The sequence below is a fragment of the Pseudomonas sp. GM78 genome, assembly GCF_000282475.1.
Lineage (GTDB): Bacteria > Pseudomonadota > Gammaproteobacteria > Pseudomonadales > Pseudomonadaceae > Aquipseudomonas.
Window position 1 is genome coordinate 12,704 of record NZ_AKJF01000097.1, and the last position, 17,119, is coordinate 29,822.

The 17,119-nt window shown below is 60.8% G+C and carries 19 protein-coding genes; 11 read left to right on the plus strand and 8 right to left on the minus strand.

Features of this window, described 5'->3' with window-relative positions; translation table 11 throughout:
* Positions 1–13: 13 nt before the first annotated feature.
* From hemA to PMI35_RS15125, 6 genes are all read left to right on the plus strand, one after another.
* Positions 14–1,303 carry a glutamyl-tRNA reductase gene (gene hemA / locus PMI35_RS15150; RefSeq protein WP_008060183.1) on the plus strand — a complete coding sequence of 430 codons (1,290 nt, stop codon included), beginning with the start codon at positions 14–16 and terminating at the stop codon, positions 1,301–1,303.
* Entirely contained in the window at positions 1,300–2,382 is a 1,083-nt protein-coding gene (prfA, locus tag PMI35_RS15145) for a peptide chain release factor 1 (RefSeq protein ID WP_008060185.1), read from the plus strand. Before hemA ends, prfA begins: the two co-directional genes overlap by 4 nt.
* Positions 2,383–3,213 carry a peptide chain release factor N(5)-glutamine methyltransferase gene (prmC, locus tag PMI35_RS15140; RefSeq protein ID WP_008060186.1) on the plus strand — a complete coding sequence of 277 codons (831 nt, stop codon included), beginning with the start codon at positions 2,383–2,385 and terminating at the stop codon, positions 3,211–3,213.
* A complete protein-coding gene (locus tag PMI35_RS15135) occupies positions 3,207–3,962 on the plus strand; it encodes a molybdopterin-synthase adenylyltransferase MoeB (RefSeq protein WP_008060189.1) in 756 nt (251 codons plus the stop codon). Before prmC ends, PMI35_RS15135 begins: the two co-directional genes overlap by 7 nt.
* Positions 3,955–4,746 (plus strand): glutamate racemase, encoded by a 792-nt coding sequence (gene murI, locus PMI35_RS15130; protein ID WP_008060191.1) that lies wholly within the window; start codon positions 3,955–3,957, stop codon positions 4,744–4,746. Before PMI35_RS15135 ends, murI begins: the two co-directional genes overlap by 8 nt.
* A gap of 119 nt (positions 4,747–4,865) precedes the next feature.
* On the plus strand, positions 4,866–5,384 hold the full coding sequence (locus PMI35_RS15125) for an acyloxyacyl hydrolase (RefSeq protein WP_008060193.1): 519 nt from the start codon (positions 4,866–4,868) through the stop codon (positions 5,382–5,384).
* Positions 5,385–5,432: 48 nt separating this feature from the next.
* Here the strand turns inward: PMI35_RS15125 and PMI35_RS15120 are convergent, their stop codons facing one another.
* The 6 genes from PMI35_RS15120 to PMI35_RS15095 all read right to left on the minus strand — a co-directional run bounded on the left by PMI35_RS15120 (position 5,433) and on the right by PMI35_RS15095 (position 11,259).
* Positions 5,433–5,738, minus strand: coding sequence for a YkgJ family cysteine cluster protein (locus PMI35_RS15120; protein WP_008060195.1), 306 nt, complete (start codon positions 5,736–5,738; stop codon positions 5,433–5,435).
* Between the two features lie 85 nt (positions 5,739–5,823).
* Positions 5,824–6,606 (minus strand): SDR family NAD(P)-dependent oxidoreductase, encoded by a 783-nt coding sequence (locus tag PMI35_RS15115; RefSeq protein WP_008060197.1) that lies wholly within the window; start codon positions 6,604–6,606, stop codon positions 5,824–5,826.
* Between the two features lie 72 nt (positions 6,607–6,678).
* Positions 6,679–8,124: a deoxyribodipyrimidine photo-lyase gene (gene phrB / locus PMI35_RS15110; protein WP_032831634.1), complete on the minus strand. Its 1,446-nt coding sequence runs from the start codon at positions 8,122–8,124 to the stop codon at positions 6,679–6,681.
* Positions 8,125–8,158: 34 nt separating this feature from the next.
* The gene (locus PMI35_RS15105; RefSeq protein ID WP_008060202.1) at positions 8,159–9,100 is read right to left on the minus strand and encodes a MerR family transcriptional regulator; all 942 of its coding nucleotides are present in this window, start codon (positions 9,098–9,100) and stop codon (positions 8,159–8,161) included.
* The gene (locus tag PMI35_RS15100; RefSeq protein ID WP_008060204.1) at positions 9,100–10,059 is read right to left on the minus strand and encodes a YbgA family protein; all 960 of its coding nucleotides are present in this window, start codon (positions 10,057–10,059) and stop codon (positions 9,100–9,102) included. The genes PMI35_RS15105 and PMI35_RS15100 overlap by 1 nt, the downstream gene beginning before the upstream one ends.
* 213 nt (positions 10,060–10,272) lie before the next feature.
* On the minus strand, positions 10,273–11,259 hold the full coding sequence (locus tag PMI35_RS15095; RefSeq protein ID WP_008060205.1) for an NAD(P)/FAD-dependent oxidoreductase: 987 nt from the start codon (positions 11,257–11,259) through the stop codon (positions 10,273–10,275).
* A gap of 198 nt (positions 11,260–11,457) precedes the next feature.
* Between PMI35_RS15095 and PMI35_RS15090 the strand changes: the two genes are divergently transcribed.
* Together PMI35_RS15090 and hemH are read left to right on the plus strand one after the other, a co-directional pair.
* Positions 11,458–12,360 carry a TIGR01777 family oxidoreductase gene (locus tag PMI35_RS15090; RefSeq protein WP_008060207.1) on the plus strand — a complete coding sequence of 301 codons (903 nt, stop codon included), beginning with the start codon at positions 11,458–11,460 and terminating at the stop codon, positions 12,358–12,360.
* A 13-nt stretch (positions 12,361–12,373) separates the two neighbouring features.
* On the plus strand, positions 12,374–13,396 hold the full coding sequence (gene hemH, locus PMI35_RS15085; RefSeq protein WP_008060209.1) for a ferrochelatase: 1,023 nt from the start codon (positions 12,374–12,376) through the stop codon (positions 13,394–13,396).
* 60 nt (positions 13,397–13,456) lie between these two features.
* Here hemH and PMI35_RS15080 read toward each other — a convergent pair whose 3' ends face one another.
* Both PMI35_RS15080 and upp read right to left on the minus strand, forming a co-directional pair.
* Complete coding sequence (locus tag PMI35_RS15080) at positions 13,457–14,731, minus strand: uracil-xanthine permease family protein (RefSeq protein ID WP_008060211.1); 1,275 nt, start codon at positions 14,729–14,731, stop codon at positions 13,457–13,459.
* A gap of 2 nt (positions 14,732–14,733) precedes the next feature.
* On the minus strand, positions 14,734–15,372 hold the full coding sequence (upp, locus tag PMI35_RS15075; RefSeq protein ID WP_008060213.1) for a uracil phosphoribosyltransferase: 639 nt from the start codon (positions 15,370–15,372) through the stop codon (positions 14,734–14,736).
* Between the two features lie 162 nt (positions 15,373–15,534).
* Here upp and PMI35_RS15070 point away from each other — a divergent pair, with 162 nt between their 5' ends.
* The 3 genes from PMI35_RS15070 (at position 15,535) to PMI35_RS15060 (ending at position 17,094) form a co-directional block, all read left to right on the plus strand.
* Positions 15,535–16,092: a hypoxanthine-guanine phosphoribosyltransferase gene (locus PMI35_RS15070; RefSeq protein WP_008060214.1), complete on the plus strand. Its 558-nt coding sequence runs from the start codon at positions 15,535–15,537 to the stop codon at positions 16,090–16,092.
* A gap of 165 nt (positions 16,093–16,257) precedes the next feature.
* Positions 16,258–16,743: a hypothetical protein gene (locus tag PMI35_RS15065; protein ID WP_008060215.1), complete on the plus strand. Its 486-nt coding sequence runs from the start codon at positions 16,258–16,260 to the stop codon at positions 16,741–16,743.
* Between the two features lie 63 nt (positions 16,744–16,806).
* Complete coding sequence (locus PMI35_RS15060) at positions 16,807–17,094, plus strand: PA4642 family protein (RefSeq protein WP_008060216.1); 288 nt, start codon at positions 16,807–16,809, stop codon at positions 17,092–17,094.
* Positions 17,095–17,119: the final 25 nt, after the last annotated feature.

Below are 17,119 nucleotides of genomic sequence, written 5' to 3' on the forward strand. Positions count from 1 at the left end.
CCAGCGACTTTGAATGGCCTTCCTTGCACTCGGTATTAACCACAAGACTGCTTCAGTAGACGTCCGCGAGCGCGTGGCCTTTACCCCTGAGCAGCTGGTCGAGGCCTTGCAGCAGCTCTGCCGACTCACCGACAGCCGCGAAGCTGCGATCCTCTCCACCTGCAATCGCAGTGAACTCTATATAGAACAGGATCACCTGTCGGCGGATACCGTGCTGCGCTGGCTGGCCGAATATCATCATTTGAGCCTCGACGAGCTGCGCGCGAGCGCTTATGTGCACGAAGACGATGCGGCAGTTCGTCACATGATGCGAGTCGCCTCCGGGCTCGATTCGCTGGTGCTGGGCGAACCGCAGATCCTCGGCCAGATGAAATCGGCCTACGCCGTGGCTCGGGAGGCCGGCACCGTCGGGCCGTTGCTCGGGCGTTTGTTCCAGGCGACGTTCAATGCCGCCAAGCAAGTGCGCACCGACACCGCCATCGGCGAGAACCCGGTGTCCGTGGCGTTTGCCGCGGTCAGCTTGGCCAAACAGATTTTCAGTGACCTGCAACGCAGCCAGGCCTTGCTGATCGGCGCCGGCGAGACCATCACCCTGGTCGCCCGCCATCTGCACGACCTGGGCGTGAAGCGTATCGTGGTCGCCAACCGTACACTGGAGCGCGCAAGCATACTGGCCGAGCAGTTCGGCGCCCATGCGGTGCTGCTGTCGGATATTCCGGCGGAGCTGGTGCGCAGTGACATCGTCATCAGCTCCACGGCGAGCCAGTTGCCGATCCTTGGCAAAGGGGCTGTTGAAAGCGCCTTGAAGCTGCGCAAGCACAAACCGATCTTCATGGTCGACATCGCCGTTCCGCGGGATATCGAGCCAGAAGTCGGCGAGTTGGACGACGTATACCTCTACAGCGTCGACGATCTCCACGAAGTGGTCGCCGAGAACCTCAAGAGTCGCCAGGGTGCAGCCCAGGCGGCGGAAGAGATGGTCTCGGTGGGCGCCGAAGATTTCATGGTGCGCTTGCGCGAACTGGCGGCGGTGGATGTGCTCAAGGCCTATCGTCAACAGAGCGAACGCTTGCGCGATGAAGAACTGCAAAAAGCCCAACGCCTGCTGGCCAACGGCAGCAGCGCCGAAGAGGTGCTGGTGCAACTGGCACGCGGCCTGACCAATAAACTCCTGCACGCACCGAGCGTGCAGTTGAAAAAGCTCTCTGCCGAAGGTCGCCTCGATGCGCTGGCGATGGCCCAGGAACTCTTTGCCCTCGGTGAGGGCTCATCGGATAGCTTTTCGGATAAGAAACCGCAATGAAAGCGTCACTGCTCAATAAGCTGGACATCCTCCAGGACCGTTTCGAGGAATTGACCGCCTTGCTTGGCGATGGCGAGGTCATTTCCGATCAGAACAAGTTCCGTGCCTATTCCAAGGAATACGCGGAAGTCGAGCCGATCGTCGAAGCCTACAAACAGTTGCTCAAGGTGCAGGGCGACCTCGAAGGCGCCCAGGCCCTTCTCAAGGACAGCGACCCGGACATGCGCGAGATGGCCGTGGAAGAAGTCCGCGAAGCCAAGGAGCGCCTGGTCGAACTCGAAGCCAATCTGCAACGCATGTTGCTGCCTAAGGACCCGAACGACGGGCGCAACGTGTTCCTCGAAATCCGCGCCGGCACCGGTGGTGACGAGGCGGCGATTTTCTCCGGCGACCTGTTCCGCATGTACTCGCGCTACGCCGAGCGTCGCGGCTGGCGGGTGGAGATCCTCTCGGAAAACGAGGGTGAACACGGTGGCTACAAGGAAGTCATCGCGCGGGTCGAGGGCGACAACGTCTATGGCAAGCTGAAGTTCGAGTCCGGCGCCCACCGCGTGCAACGGGTGCCGGCAACCGAGTCCCAGGGGCGCATCCACACGTCGGCCTGCACCGTGGCGGTGTTGCCCGAGCCGGACGAACAGGAAGCGATCGAGATCAACCCGGCTGACCTGCGCATCGATACCTACCGATCCTCCGGTGCGGGCGGCCAGCACGTGAACAAGACCGATTCGGCGATCCGCATCACGCACTTGCCGTCGGGTATCGTCGTGGAATGCCAGGAAGAGCGTTCTCAGCACAAGAACCGTGCGCGGGCGATGTCCTGGCTGTCGGCCAAGCTCAACGACCAGCAAACCAGTGCCGCCGCCAACGCCATCGCCAGTGAGCGTAAATTGCTGGTGGGCTCGGGGGATCGCTCCGAACGTATCCGCACCTACAACTACGCCCAGGGCCGGGTGACCGATCACCGGGTCAACCTGACCCTGTATTCGCTCGACGAAATCCTCGCCGGGGGCGTCGACGCCGTGATCGAGCCGTTGCTGGCCGAGTACCAGGCCGATCAACTGGCGGCGATAGGTGAATAAATGACGATCATTGCCAGTTTGTTGCGTGCGGCGGATCTACCCGACTCGCCCACGGCGCGCCTGGATGCCGAATTGTTGCTGGCGGCCGCGCTGGGCAAGTCCCGCAGTTTCCTGCACACCTGGCCGGAACGCATCGTGCCGAGCGAAGCGGCGTTGACCTTCGCCGAGTATTTGCAGCGCCGCCGCAGCGGTGAGCCGGTGGCGTACATTCTCGGCCAGCAAGGTTTCTGGAAGCTCGACCTGGAAGTCGCGCCGCACACGCTGATCCCGCGCCCGGACACCGAGTTGCTGGTGGAAGCCGCGTTGGAGCTGTTGCCGGCCACCCCCGCCAACGTACTTGACCTGGGCACTGGCAGTGGCGCGATTGCCCTGGCCCTGGCGAGTGAACGTCCGGCCTGGAACGTCACCGCCGTGGATCGCGTGCTGGAAGCCGTGGCCCTGGCCGAACGCAATCGCCAGCGCCTGCACCTCAATAACGCCAAGGTACTGAGCAGCCATTGGTTCAGCGCCCTGCAAGGTCAGCGTTTTCAACTGATCATCAGCAACCCGCCGTATATCGCGTCCGCCGACCCGCACCTGGTGGAAGGCGACGTGCGCTTCGAGCCGGCCAGTGCCCTGGTGGCCGGTGTCGACGGGCTCGACGATTTGCGTCTGATCGTTGCCCAGGCACCGGACCATCTCGACGCTGGCGGCTGGTTGATGCTCGAGCATGGTTACGATCAGGCCGAGGCGGTCCGCGATTTACTGCTGACCCGCGGTTTTGAGGACATTCACAGCCGCACCGATCTGGGCGGTCACCAACGCATCAGTCTGGGGCGCCTGCCGTGCTGAATGATCAAGAGTTGCTGCGTTACAGCCGGCAGATTCTGCTGCAACACATCGATATCGACGGCCAGTTGCGGCTCAAGGATAGCCGCGTATTGATCATCGGCCTCGGTGGTCTCGGCGCGCCGGTGGCGCTGTATCTCGCCGCCGCAGGGGTTGGCGAATTGCATCTGGCGGACTTCGATACGGTCGACCTGACCAACCTGCAACGCCAGATCATTCACGACACCGACAGCATCGGCATGGGCAAGGTCGATTCGGCGATCAAGCGCCTGACGGCAATCAACCCGCAGATCGGGCTGGTCGCCCATCGCGCGGCGCTCGATGAAGACTCGCTGGCTGCTGTCGTGGCCGGCGTGGACCTGGTACTCGACTGCTCCGACAATTTCTCTACCCGCGAAGCGGTCAACGCGGCTTGCGTGAGCGCCAGCAAGCCGCTGGTCAGCGGTGCGGCGATTCGCCTTGAGGGGCAATTGTCGGTGTTCGACCCGCGTCGGGCAGAAAGTCCGTGCTACCACTGTTTATATGGGCACGGCAGCGAAGCCGAACTGACCTGCAGCGAAGCCGGGGTGGTCGGGCCGTTGGTAGGGCTGGTCGGCAGCTTGCAAGCGCTTGAAGCGCTGAAGTTGCTCGCGGGCTTTGGCGAGCCTTTGGTGGGACGCCTGTTGTTGATCGACGCCTTGGGTACGCGCTTCCGTGAGTTGCGGGTCAAGCGTGATCCGGGTTGCAGCGTCTGTGGGCCCAAGCATGCGTGAAGCGCCGATTGGCGTGTTCGACTCCGGTGTCGGTGGGCTTTCGGTGCTGGCCGAGATCCAGCGTTTGTTGCCTGGCGAATCCCTGTTGTATGTCGCTGATTGCGGGAACATTCCCTACGGCGAGAAAACCCCGGAATTTATCAAACAGCGTTGCAGCGTCATGGCCGAGTTTTTTCAAGGCCAGGGTGCCAAGGCCCTGGTCCTGGCCTGCAACACCGCCACGGTCGCCGGTGTTGCCGACTTGCGTCGCGATTACCCGCAGTGGCCCATCGTCGGTATGGAACCTGCCGTCAAGCCGGCCGCCGCCGCTACCCGCAGTGGCGTGGTCGGCGTGCTGGCCACGACGGGCACCCTGCAGAGCGCCAAGTTCGCCGCGTTGCTCGACCGTTTCGCCACCGACGTTCGGGTCATCACCCAGCCTTGCCCTGGGTTGGTTGAGTTGATCGAAAAAGGCGACCTGCACAGTCCCGCCCTGCGCCAGTTGCTGGAGGGTTATGTCCAGCCGCTGCTGGCCGAGGGCGCCGATACCATCATCCTGGGTTGCACCCATTACCCGTTCCTCAAACCGTTGCTGAAGCAGATGATCCCCGCCGAGATCAGCCTGATCGATACCGGTGCGGCGGTCGCGCGTCAGCTTCAGCGCTTGCTGGCAGAGCGCGAACTGCTCGCCGCCGGGCCTGCGCGATCTGCGCAATTCTGGACGAGCGCCGATCCTGTTCATTTCACAAATATATTGCCGATCTTGTGGAATAACGCTGGCGTTGTGCGAAGCTTTGAAGGGTAAGCAAGTTTCGGGGCAGGGCAAGAATTTGGGCTGAACTTCTGAGTAACTGTCGACTTCTATAGCTGTGAACGTAGAGCAACAAAAAAACCAAACGTATTCGTTCGGAAAAGGATGTTTCTATGAAGCGACTATTTTGCTTGGCCGCGATTGCGGCCGCACTGATGGGGCACAGTTTCACTGCACAGGCTGCGGGCGTGGAGTTTGGGGTCGGCCAGACCGGCGAATCGAGCATGACCTATCGCCTGGGCATGCAATTCGATTGGGACAAGAGTTGGTGGCAGAGCGACGTGGGTCGCTTGACCGGTTACTGGAGCGGTGCCTACACCTATTGGGATGGCGACGAGACCTCCAGTAACCACAGCCTTTCGTTCTCTCCAGTGTTTGTTTACGAGTTTGCCGGTCAGAGCGTCAAACCCTACGTTGAGCTCGGGTTCGGCGTGGCGGTGTTCGCCAGTACCGAAGTCGAAAACAACGACCTGGGCAGCGCGTTTCAATTCGAGGACCGCTTCGGTGTTGGCCTGCGCTTTGCCGGCGGGCATGAAGTCGGAATTCGCGCGACGCACTATTCCAATGCCGGGATCACCAGTCCGAACGATGGCGTGGAAAGTTACGCACTGCATTACACGATGCCGTTGTAAGGCCCGGTCAATGTGGGGGCTTGCTCCCACATTTGTATTGCGCTGGCTTCAACGATACGCCGTCGAAATCCCCTGGCGCTCCTCAATGCATTCTGGTGCCCCCATCTCGAATTCCCGGCAGATCAGCGGGCGTTTTTCGTAGATGGTGCACATCATCGTGTTGCGATCCAGCGCGGCGCACCAGCCGTCGTCCAAGCGCAGCATGACCTCTCCCCCCCAGTCATCGGTGTCGATGAATCGCTCGGGCACGCCGGTGTCGGTGATCAACATGACTTCGAGCTGGCAGCAGCAGGCTGCACAGGTCGAGCAGGTCACGGCCGCTGTGGCGATTTGCGTGTGGGGGATGGTTTTCATGGCGCGCAGTGTAAGGCAGTCAGCCTGTGCCGTGTGAAAGCTCTGACGGACGCTCAGTCACTGGTATTCGCTGCAAGTCTTTCGATCACAACCGATCCATGATCGGCGGGCTGCTGCGAACCATGCGTTTGCCAATCGCCAACTTCGTCCGGTCGGGTATTTTCGGCAGCGGCCACAGGGCGGACATGAACATCCCAGGCAACGCGATCTCAAGTGGTCGGTTCCTGATTTCGTGGAAGATGTGCTGCGCTGCTTTCCCCGCCGGCCAGATGAGTGGCATGGGTAAATCGTTTTTCGAGGTTCGTGGTGTCTCGACGGCCCCGGGATTAACTACTGTGACTTCGATCCCTTCCGGTGCCAAGTCAATGCGCAGGGATTCGAACAGGTAACGCATGCCGGCTTTCGAGCCGCCGTAGGCTTCGGCGCGGGGCAGTGGCAGGTAGGTCACCGAACTGGCCAGCCCCACCAGGTGCGGCGCTGTGCCGGAGCGCAGCAATGGCAGCGCCGCTTCGATGCAGTAGCTGCTGGCGAGCAGGTTGGTGCGCACCACATGCTCGATGATAGAGGCGTCGAACTGCTTGGCATCCACGTATTCGCAGGTACCGGCGTTGAGGATCACGGTGTCCAGGGAGCCCCAGTCCCGAGCAATCTGTTCGCCGATTTCACGGACCGTCTGGCTGTTGGTCAAGTCGCCAGCCACCACCAATACTTGCCCGGGATAGCGCAGCGACAAGACTTTCAGCGGGGCCAGCGAGCGGGCGCTAACGGCCAGATGGGCGCCGCTCTTGAGTATTTCTTCGGCCAGCGCGGCGCCAATACCGTTGCTTGCACCGGTCAACCAGTATCGTCGTGGAGGTGTCAGCCTCATCCCGTTCTCCTTTGCAACCAGGCAGTCGCCCGGCCGAATACCATCAGATGTTTATAAAGACGCAGCAAAAAGTTATTCATAAAGGCTCCCGGCAGCTTGCCGTGACGGCAGGTTCTTGAACGCGGCCAAGGCGCGGGCACGGGAGGTGCTCAGGTCGACGATCGGTGGCGGATAATCTGGCACACCGAACAAACCGCCAAGTTGCGCCGGGTTATGCACAGCTTTTTTATCGAGCCCCGACAGTTGCGGGAGCCAGTGCTTGATGAACAGGCCTTCGGCGTCGAATTTTTCCGACTGGCTCAGCGGGTTGAAAATCCGGAAGTAAGGCGCCGAGTCGGTGCCGGTAGACGAGCTCCACTGCCAGCCGCCGTTGTTCGCTGCCAGGTCGCCATCGATCAGGTGGCGCATGAAGAAGCGTTCGCCCTCGCGCCAGTCGATCAACAGGTTCTTGGTCAGGAACATCGCCACCACCATGCGCAGGCGATTGTGCATCCAGCCGGTTTCCAGCAGTTGGCGCATGGCCGCGTCGATGATCGGCAAGCCGGTACGGCCCTGCTGCCAGGCGGCAAGTTCTTCGGGGGCGTTGCGCCACGCCAGGGCTTCGGTTTCCGGGCGAAAGGCGCGGTGACGGGAAACCCGCGGGTAGCCCACCAGAATGTGTTTGTAGAACTCGCGCCACAACAGTTCATTGATCCAGGTGACGGCGCCGACCTTGCCACTTTCGATCTCGCCCTGATTGCTTTGCATCGCGGCGTGCAGGCACTGGCGGGGAGAGATCACCCCGGCTGCCAGATAGGCCGAGAGTTGGCTGGTGCCGGGTTTTGCCGGGAAGTCGCGCTCGCTCTGGTAGTAGTCGATTTGCATCTCGGTAAAGCTGTCGAGGCGGCGCCGGGCTTCGTCTTCACCGGCCGGCCATAGCTCACGCAGGCTGTCAGGGGGCGGGTCGAAACCTTCGACCCGCGTCGCGATGGCGTCGCTGGCAATGTTCAGCGCAGCTTGCGCCGCCGGGGTTCGTACCAGGCCGGGCAGCGAATGATGCAGCCGTTCATGACAGACTTTGCGGAACTGACTGAAGACCTGAAAGTAACTGCCGGTTTTAGTCAGCACACTGCCGGGTTTAAACAATAGTTGATCGAGGTAGCGGCGGACCTCGATGCCTTCGGCCTCCAGAGTCTGGGCTACCGCTGCATCGCGACGGGTTTCGTGGATGCCGTATTCCTCGTTGAAATGAACCGCGTCGATCTGCAATTGCCGGCATAGCTCGAGCAACACGTTGGGGGCGTCATCCCAACGGGGGGCATTGCGGATTAGCAGGGGAATGTTCAATTGGCCCAACGCACCACTCAGTACCTGCAGGTTGCGCAGCCAGAAGTCCACTTTGCAGGGGGCGTCGTCATGTTCGCGCCATTGCTCCGGGCTCAGCAGATACACCGCCACCGTAGGGCCGCACGCCGCCGCGGCCGAAAGGGCGGTGTTGTCGTGCACGCGCAGGTCGCTGCGCAGCCAGATCAATTGCATGTGGGTGTTCGCCCGATTCATTGCACAAGTGCCTTTAAATGAGTCCGCATTGAACGAGTGCCTGGTGCGCGGCCAAGGGGTTTTCAGCCAGGTACAGATCAGCGATCTCTGAAGTTATTGCGGACAATTCGGTGTTGTGAATGCACACCGTTGGGCCGGCGATCATTTTTGGGCAACTGGCGCCGTTTAAAAGTTTCACCAGTTGTGAAAGGTTTATCGCTTTGCTGGAATACAGCAGTACGCCGCGTGGTTGCAGCAGGTCGACAGCCAGTGCCAGTTCACTGGCTGGCAGCGGCCAGTCAAACACTTGCACCGGGCAATCGGCGCTGCTGATCAACCAGGCCGTGAGCCACACGTGGGGTTCAAGGGGCAGGTCCGAGTGGTTGATCAACAGCAGCGGTGCGCCGTGTAACTGGCGGTTGTTATGGTAGAGGCGCGCACCAAACTTGCTTCGCAGCCAGGAGTAGAAAAATCCCCGTTCCATCTGCGTGCCGAACTGCCCTTGCCAGCGTTGTTCCAGCTCCGCCAGCAGGGGCATAAGTAACTGCTCGCACAGGGTGCGCGGCGGGTACAGCGCCATGGCCTGGTTGATGGTGTCGTCGAGGGTGCGTTCAGTCAGCTGCGTGACGGCGGTGAACAAGGTATGGCGCAACACTTGCCAATCGTTTTCAACAAAACCGCTGAAGGCCTGCGGCGTGTCGAGCAATTGCTTGACCTGGCTGACGGCCACGCCGCGGTTGATCCAGGTGAGGATCGCCAGGATGCGTTGGACATGCTCGGCCGAGAACAGCCGGTGTCCCTTGGGCGTGCGCTGCGGCACGATCAGGCCATAGCGACGTTCCCAGGCTCGCAGAGTCACCGCGTTCACCCCGGTCTGCCGGGCAACTTCGCGGATCGGCAGCCAGCCTTCATCCAGGGCTTTCTTGAAGTCGGCACCAAAGTCTTCGCTGGCGCTGCTGTCGAGTAGGGGTTTCATCAGATGGCGTTTCGCAGGCTGAGATTTTCCGGATGGGGTTGCAGGTACGCCTGCTGATCGATGTACGGGTCCGGATGTTGACGAAAGTGATGCTTGAGCAAAGTCAACGGCACCACCAGCGGCACGATGCCCTGGCGGTATTGACCAATGAGGTGTTGCACTTCCTGCTTGTCCTCAGCGCTGATGGCCTTTTTCAGATAGCCGCTCAGGTGCTGCAACACATTGGTGTGGGTGCGGCGGGTCGCGCATTGCTTCAGGGCTGCCATCAGCAGGCTGAAGTAGCGTGGCCCAAGTTCTTTCGGATCGGTCTGGCCCATGTTGCCCAGCAAGTTGCCGAGGATTTTGTATTGCACCGGGTTATGGGCCATCAGCAGGTATTTGTAGCGCGAGTGAAACGTTGTCAGGCCGCGGCGACTCAGGCCTTCGTGCAACAACTGTTGCCAGGCGCTGTAGGCGAATACGCGGGTGAGAAAGTTTTCGCGCAGCACCGGGTCGTTGAGCCGGCCGTCTTCTTCCACCGGCAGGTCCGTTTGCTGGGCACAAAACGCCTGGGCGTAGATGCCCCGGCCACCGCCCCTCACCGGTGCGCCATTGGCGTGATAGATCTTGACCCGCTCCAGGCCGCAGGAAGGGGATTGCTGCATGAAAATGTAACCGCAGATATCTTCAAGCTCCGCCGCCATCTGCCGACCATAGCTGGCCAGCGGCCGGGTGACATTGATGTCGCGGTCGACCGTGCCGACGGCCTCGGGTGCATCCGCATCCCCCACCAGCCGGATGGGCTGGCGCGGAATGCCCAGGCCAATGGCGACTTCGGGGCAGATCGGGACGAACTCGAAGTAGTCGCTGAGAACCTGACTGCACAGTCGCGATGCCTTGTGCCCGCCGTTGTAGCGCACGTCAAAACCCATCAGGCAGGCGCTGATGGCGATTTTCGGCTTGGCGGGGGGCAGGGACATCGAGCACCTCGGAATCTATACCTGTACAGAGCTGAAAGTCTGTACAACATAGGCTCATCATAGATTCAAAGATGTACAAGTCAAATTAGTTGTATAAGTTTTTAGCAAAGAGGGTGACTGGCTTGAGCGATGTTGCCAGCGATCCAGGTGCAGCGGAGTTCAGCTGCACCGCATTTTTCGTTCATCGCTGGCAAGACGTGTCGGGTGTTGCAGTTACTGCAAGTGTGCATGCAGGCGACGGGCGGCTTCCTGGCCGCTGAGCCACGCACCTTCAACGCGTCCGGACAGGCACCAGTCGCCGCACGCATAGAGGCCCAGGTCCGCATCGGCCAGGGTGCCCCATTCATGGCTGCTGGCAGGGCGGGCATAGAGCCAGCGGTGGGCCAGGCTGAAGCTCGGCGCAGGCATGGCATCGTGCAACAACTCGGCGAACGCGCCGTGCAATTGCTCGATCACCGCCTCTTTTGGCAAGTCGATGTGCTGGCGACTCCAGGCACTGGTGGCGTGCAGCACCCAGGTGTCGAGGGTGTTGTCGCGCCCTGGTTTGCTGCGGTTGCGCGCCAGCCAATCCAGCGGACTGTCTTGTACGAAGCAGCCCTCCATCGGCGTTTCCAGGGGCGTTTCGAACGCCAATGCAATCGCCCAGGTAGGGTCCATTTTTACCCCGGCGGCGGCGCCCGCGAGCTTCGGCGCGGAGGCCAGCAGCGCGGTCGCCTGGGGTGCCGGGGTGGCGATGACCACATGACTGAACGGACCATGGGTGAAGCCTTCGGCATCCTGCAGATGCCAGTGTTCTTCGCCGCGATACACCTCGGTGATCCGGCAGGCGAAATGCACTTCCAGGTCGCCCAGCAGGGAACGGGTGATGGCGCTCATCCGCGGGGTGCCGACCCAGCGCGTCTGTTCGTCCGGCGACAGATCGAGCCGGCCGCCATGGAAGGTATAGAGCTGCGGGGTCCATTCGGCGACCCAGCCCTTGGTCTGCCAGCGTTGCACTTCGGTGACAAAGCGACGGTCGCGGGCGGTGAAATATTGCGCGCCCATGTCCAGAGCACCCGCATCGCTGCGCTTGCTCGACATGCGTCCGCCACTGCCGCGGCTTTTATCGAAAAGTTGCACGACATGCCCCAGGTCGGTCAGGGCTTGTGCGGCTGAGAGTCCGGCAATGCCGGTGCCGATGATTGCGATAGGTACAGTCATAAGGGCCTCGTTTACCTGTCTGTACAGACTACGCCGGGGTTGAAACCTGTACAATATTGTTTTTTGGTATAACTTTCAGCGTTCTCGTTCTGACAGCTTGGCCTATTGTTAATCACAGGGTCTGCCCGATACCAAAAGATCCCTTGCTTATAAAAATAGACTAGTGATCAGGGTAAAACGCCACGCGAGGAAGTAGTCATGCACATATTGCTGACCGGCGGTACTGGTTTGATAGGACGTCAGCTCTGCCGGCACTGGTTGAGTCAAGGGCATCGCCTCACAGTCTGGAGCCGGACGCCTGCAAAAGTCACCAAAATCTGCGGTGCCCAGGTGCGTGGCATCGCCCGGCTTGAAGAGGTCGGGCAAGACCCGGTGGACGCCATCGTCAATCTGGCCGGTGCGCCGATTGCTGATCGCCCATGGACCCACAAGCGCAAAGCCCTGCTGTGGAGCAGCCGAATCACCCTGACGGAAACCCTGCTGGCCTGGCTCGAAAGCCGTGAACAGAAACCGCAGGTACTGATTTCAGGGTCCGCGGTCGGTTGGTACGGCGATGGTGGCGAGCGTGAACTGACCGAGGATTCGCCACCGGTCATCGATGATTTCGCCAGTCAGTTATGCATCGCCTGGGAGGAAACTGCCCAGCGCGCCGAAGGGATGGGCATTCGCGTGATCTTCATCCGCACCGGGCTGGTGTTGTCGGCAGAGGGCGGCTTTTTGTCGCGCCTGTTGCTGCCATTCAAACTGGGGCTGGGCGGGCCTATCGGCAGTGGCCGGCAGTGGATGTCGTGGATTCATATCAACGATCAAATCGCCCTGATTGATTTTCTTCTGCATCGGCAAAGCGCCACTGGTCCTTATAATGCCTGCGCGCCCAAACCGGTGCGCAACCGCGAGTTCGCCAAGACGTTGGGCAGCGTGCTGCACCGCCCGACGTTCATGCCCATGCCGGCCCTGGCGTTGAAGGTATGCCTGGGCGAGTTGTCATTGCTGTTGCTGGGTGGCCAGAAGGCCGTACCGGCTCGCTTGCTGGAAGCGGGTTTCACTTTCCAGTTCACTGATTTGCGCGCGGCCCTGGACGACCTTTCCAGCCGCCTTTGAAATAGGACGTTGCATGACCGATCACGCGTTGCTTCTGGTCAACCTGGGCTCTCCGGCCTCCACCTCGGTGGCGGATGTGCGCAGTTACCTCAACCAGTTCCTGATGGACCCTTATGTGATCGACCTGCCATGGCCGCTGCGGCGCTTGCTGGTGTCGCTGATCCTGATCAAGCGCCCCGAGCAGTCGGCGCATGCCTACGCGTCGATCTGGTGGGACGAGGGATCGCCACTGGTGGTGCTCAGCCGTCGCCTGCAACAGGCCATGACTGCGCAGTGGCATCACGGCCCGGTGGAACTGGCGATGCGTTACGGTGAGCCGTCGATCGAATCGGCACTGGTGCGCCTGGTAGCCCAAGGGCACAAGCGGATCACCCTGGCACCGCTTTATCCACAGTTCGCCGACAGCACCACCACTACTGTGATCGAAGAAGCCAAGCGCGTACTGCGTGAGAAAAACCTCGACGTGCAACTGTCGGTGCTCCAGCCGTTCTACGATCAACCGGAATACCTCGATGCGCTGGTAGCCACGACCCGGCCTTACCTGGAGCAGGATTACGATCACCTGCTGTTGAGCTTCCACGGTTTGCCGGAGCGGCACCTGACGAAGCTCAACCCGGGGCACAGCTTCGAAGGCGGGGGCGATTGCTGCGCCGGTGCACCGCCGCAAGTGGTTGCGACCTGTTATCGCGGTCAATGCCTGCGCACCGCCGCAGCGTTCGCCAAGCGCATGGGATTGCCGGACGGCAAGTGGTCGGTGTCATTCCAGTCGCGCCTGGGGCGAGCCAAGTGGATCGAGCCCTACACCGAGGCCCGCCTGGATGAGCTCGGCAAAAGCGGCGTGAAGAAAGTGCTGGTGATGTGCCCGGCCTTTGTGGCCGATTGCATCGAGACGCTGGAAGAAATCGGCGATCGCGGGCTGGAGCAATTCCGCGAAGCGGGAGGGGAGGAGTTGGTGCTGGTGCCGTGCCTCAACGATGACCCGCAGTGGGCGAAGGCGTTGAGTGCGTTGTGCGAAAGGGCGCCGTTGGTGTTGTAAGCCAAAAAGCTTCGCGGGCAAGCCTCGCTCCTACAGGAGCGAGGCGTCCTTGAGGCGGCCTTAGATCAACGGATCTTGCGCCTTCTTGTGCTTCCAGCTGTCATTGCCAGGCAGGATCAGGTTCAGCGCAATCGCCACCACCGCGCACAGCGCGATGCCTTTGAGGCCGAAGTCGTCCGGGCCGGTGCCAGTACCGACCAGCACGCCGCCAATACCGAACACCAGGGTCACCGAGACGATCACCAGGTTGCGCGCTTCGCCCAGGTCAATCTTGTGGCGAATCAGCGTGTTCATCCCCACGGCAGCAATCGAACCGAACAACAGGCAAAGAATCCCGCCCATCACCGGGACCGGAATACTTTGCAGCAACGCACCGAATTTGCCGATGAACGCCAGGCTGATGGCGAAGATCGCCGCCCAGGTCATGATTTTCGGGTTGTAGTTCTTGGTCAGCATCACCGCACCAGTGACTTCTGCGTACGTGGTGTTCGGTGGACCGCCAAACAGGCCGGCGGCGGTGGTTGCGATGCCATCACCCAGCAGGGTGCGATGCAGGCCAGGCTTCTTCAGGTAATCGCGACCGGTCACGCTACCCACGGCGATCACGCCGCCGATGTGCTCGATCGCTGGCGCCAAGGCCACCGGAACGATGAACAGGATCGCCTGCCAGTTGAATTCCGGCGCGGTGAAGTGGGGAATGGCGAACCAGGGCGCAGCGGCAATTTTCGCGGTATCGACCACGCCAAAGTAGAACGACATGGCAAACCCCACCAGCACGCCGGAAATGATCGGCACCAGGCGGAAAATACCTTTGCCGAACACTGCGACGATCAGGGTGGTCAGCAACGCCGGCATCGAGATCAGCATTGCCGTCTGGTAATGGATCAGCTCGCTACCGTCACCGGCCTTGCCCATCGCCATGTTGGCGGCGATCGGGGCCATGGCCAGGCCGATGGAGATGATCACCGGGCCAATCACCACCGGTGGCAGCAGGCGGTCGATGAAGCCGGTGCCTTTGATTTTCACTGCCAGGCCGAGGAACGTATAGACAAAACCGGCCGCCATCACGCCACCCATGGTCGCGGCGAGGCCGAACTGGCCCTTGGCGAGAATGATCGGGGTGATGAACGCGAAGCTCGACGCCAGGAACACCGGCACCTGGCGCCCGGTGACGACCTGGAACAGAATCGTCCCCAGGCCTGCGGTAAACAATGCCACGTTCGGGTCGAGACCCGTGATCAGCGGCATCAGCACCAGGGCGCCGAAGGCCACGAACAGCATCTGGGCGCCAGACAGCACCGTGCGCCAGAGCGGATCGTTGAACTCTTGCTGCATGCTCACGCGTCCTTCTGCTTGGTGCCGAAGATCTTGTCGCCAGCATCGCCCAGGCCCGGGATGATGTAACCGTGTTCGTTGAGCTTCTGGTCGATGGAAGCGGTGTAGATGATCACGTCGGGGTGAGCTTTCTCGACCACGGCGATACCTTCTGGTGCAGCGACCAGCACCATGGCGCGGATGTCCTTGCAACCGGCTTTTTTCAGCAGGTCGATGGTGGCAACCATCGAGCCGCCGGTGGCGAGCATCGGGTCGATGATCATTGCCAGGCGTTCGTCGATTTCCGGCACCAGCTTCTCGAGGTAGGTGTGGGCTTCGAGGGTTTCCTCGTTGCGGGCCACGCCCACGGCGCTGACTTTGGCGCCCGGGATCAGGCTCAGCACGCCTTCGAGCATGCCGATACCGGCGCGCAGGATCGGCACCACGGTAATCTTCTTGCCGGCGATCTTCTCCACCGACACGGTGCCGCACCAACCTTCGATATCGTAGGTTTCCAGCGGCAGGTCTTTGGTGGCTTCGTAGGTCAGCAGGGCACCGACTTCCTGAGCGAGCTCACGGAAATTCTTCGTGCTGATGTCTGCGCGGCGCATTAGGCCAAGTTTGTGGCGGATCAGCGGGTGGCGGATCTCGAGGATGGGCATGGGAAAGGCTCCGGCGGCGGGCAAAAAAACCGGCCTAGATTAATCTATCCGAGGTTGATGTCCTATAGACATAGAGTACGTTAGTCCACAATCGCTTGATCTGGCCTCGCCAGATGCGTACCTTTGCCGGCTTTTCCGAAACCGCCATCCCTGGAGAGCGCCATGTCCGCTGATCTCGAGCATATCCGTCAAATCATGCGAGAGGCTGACTGCCTGTACACCGAAGCTGAAGTCGAGGCAGCCATTGCCCGCGTCGGTGCACACATCAACGATGAACTGGCGGACAGCAATCCGGTGGTGTTCTGTGTGATGAACGGCGGGCTGATTTTCGCCGGCAAGCTGCTCACGCACCTGCAATTCCCGCTGGAAGCGTCCTACCTGCACGCCACCCGCTACCGCAACGAAACCAGCGGCGGCGAGCTGTTCTGGAAAGCCAAGCCGGAAGTGTCGTTCATCGATCGTGATGTACTGATCATCGACGACATCCTCGATGAAGGTCACACCCTGGGCGCGATCATCGACTTCTGCAAGCACGCCGGCGCGCGCAAAGTGCACACCGCCGTGCTGATCGACAAGGACCACGACCGCAAGGCTCGCCCGGACCTGAAGGCCGATTTCGTCGGTTTGCCGTGCATCGACCGATACATCTTCGGTTATGGCATGGACTACAAAGGCTACTGGCGCAACGCCAACGGGATTTTTGCCGTTAAAGGCATGTAATCCCGTAGCGCCCTCAAAAGATCGCAGCCTGCGGCAGCTCCTACAGGATTGAGTTCACCCGAAGATTATCGGGTGTATCCGGTTCTCTGTAGGAGCTGCCGAAGGCTGCGATCTTTTGCTTTTAAACCCATGCTAGAGTGCACGGCCCCGATTCCGGAGCCTGTCATGAGCCGTTCGATCCGCTGCTATGCCGCCCTGTTGCTGACCCTCAGCTTGCCCCTGGCGGCCGCCCCGGCCCCCATGCACGGGCAGTTCCTGCCCCCGGATGACCTGAACCTGCGTGACGCAGAACCGGAGCAGCAACAATTGCTGCAAGTCACTGAGTATTCGGTGGTGGTCGGCAGTCAGCGCCAGTCCAGCCAGCAGCCGATCCCCGTCACTTCGCCGCTGATGATTCGCCTCAAGGGAAAGTCCTTGAACAAGGGCGCGACCATCAGTCAGGTGCTGGTCAATTTCGATGGCGAAAGCAAAAGCCTGAAAAAGCCGCTCTACGACGACAAGAGCAAGACGTTGACGCTTTATTACCCGCTGGCTCAATACCGGGTAGTCATCGACTTGTTGCGTAACGATACGGTGTATTGCCAGTTTCTCAGCTACGCCAACGGCCACATCTGGGCCGATCTGCACACCGGGGCTGTTCGTCCGCGTTGAGCCCGGCGCCCGCGCAGGGGTAAACTGCCCGCCCCGTGAAATGTCTGCGAGCTGGAGTCGGCAATGCGTAAAGATAAGAAACAAGTGATTGGTGACGAGATCGGCGATGAGCAGATCAAGTTGTTCCTCGATTTCGAACCGGTCGACGCGACTTCCCCGTCCCTGCACAAGCTGATCAAGGCTTACCGTGGCCTGCGAATCGACGATTTCGAGCGTTTCCTGACGTTTTTCGTCGAGGCCGGTTATGACGTGAATGGCAAGGACGAGCACGGCAATGACTTCGTTGCCCTGATCCAGGATCAACGCAACGCGCCGGAATACATCGAGCTGATCGAAAAGGCTCGCGGTTAAGATTTCAAAGGCACAAAAAAAAACG

What these genes read in the sequence shown, in the direction of transcription:
- PMI35_RS15100 (WP_008060204.1), bottom strand. Translation starts at nt 10,059, where the DNA reads ATGTCCCTGCCCCCCGCCAAGCCGAAAATCGCCATCAGCGCCTGCCTG.
- prmC (WP_008060186.1), top strand. Translation starts at nt 2,383, where the DNA reads ATGACGATCATTGCCAGTTTGTTGCGTGCGGCGGATCTACCCGACTCG.
- phrB (WP_032831634.1), bottom strand. Translation starts at nt 8,124, where the DNA reads ATGCAATTGATCTGGCTGCGCAGCGACCTGCGCGTGCACGACAACACC.
- upp (WP_008060213.1), bottom strand. Translation starts at nt 15,372, where the DNA reads ATGCCCATCCTCGAGATCCGCCACCCGCTGATCCGCCACAAACTTGGC.
- PMI35_RS15105 (WP_008060202.1), bottom strand. Translation starts at nt 9,100, where the DNA reads ATGAAACCCCTACTCGACAGCAGCGCCAGCGAAGACTTTGGTGCCGAC.
- PMI35_RS15115 (WP_008060197.1), bottom strand. Translation starts at nt 6,606, where the DNA reads ATGAGGCTGACACCTCCACGACGATACTGGTTGACCGGTGCAAGCAAC.
- PMI35_RS15125 (WP_008060193.1), top strand. Translation starts at nt 4,866, where the DNA reads ATGAAGCGACTATTTTGCTTGGCCGCGATTGCGGCCGCACTGATGGGG.
- prfA (WP_008060185.1), top strand. Translation starts at nt 1,300, where the DNA reads ATGAAAGCGTCACTGCTCAATAAGCTGGACATCCTCCAGGACCGTTTC.
- PMI35_RS15060 (WP_008060216.1), top strand. Translation starts at nt 16,807, where the DNA reads ATGCGTAAAGATAAGAAACAAGTGATTGGTGACGAGATCGGCGATGAG.
- hemH (WP_008060209.1), top strand. Translation starts at nt 12,374, where the DNA reads ATGACCGATCACGCGTTGCTTCTGGTCAACCTGGGCTCTCCGGCCTCC.
- PMI35_RS15065 (WP_008060215.1), top strand. Translation starts at nt 16,258, where the DNA reads ATGAGCCGTTCGATCCGCTGCTATGCCGCCCTGTTGCTGACCCTCAGC.
- murI (WP_008060191.1), top strand. Translation starts at nt 3,955, where the DNA reads ATGCGTGAAGCGCCGATTGGCGTGTTCGACTCCGGTGTCGGTGGGCTT.
- PMI35_RS15095 (WP_008060205.1), bottom strand. Translation starts at nt 11,259, where the DNA reads ATGACTGTACCTATCGCAATCATCGGCACCGGCATTGCCGGACTCTCA.
- PMI35_RS15070 (WP_008060214.1), top strand. Translation starts at nt 15,535, where the DNA reads ATGTCCGCTGATCTCGAGCATATCCGTCAAATCATGCGAGAGGCTGAC.
- PMI35_RS15080 (WP_008060211.1), bottom strand. Translation starts at nt 14,731, where the DNA reads ATGCAGCAAGAGTTCAACGATCCGCTCTGGCGCACGGTGCTGTCTGGC.
- PMI35_RS15090 (WP_008060207.1), top strand. Translation starts at nt 11,458, where the DNA reads ATGCACATATTGCTGACCGGCGGTACTGGTTTGATAGGACGTCAGCTC.
- hemA (WP_008060183.1), top strand. Translation starts at nt 14, where the DNA reads ATGGCCTTCCTTGCACTCGGTATTAACCACAAGACTGCTTCAGTAGAC.
- PMI35_RS15120 (WP_008060195.1), bottom strand. Translation starts at nt 5,738, where the DNA reads ATGAAAACCATCCCCCACACGCAAATCGCCACAGCGGCCGTGACCTGC.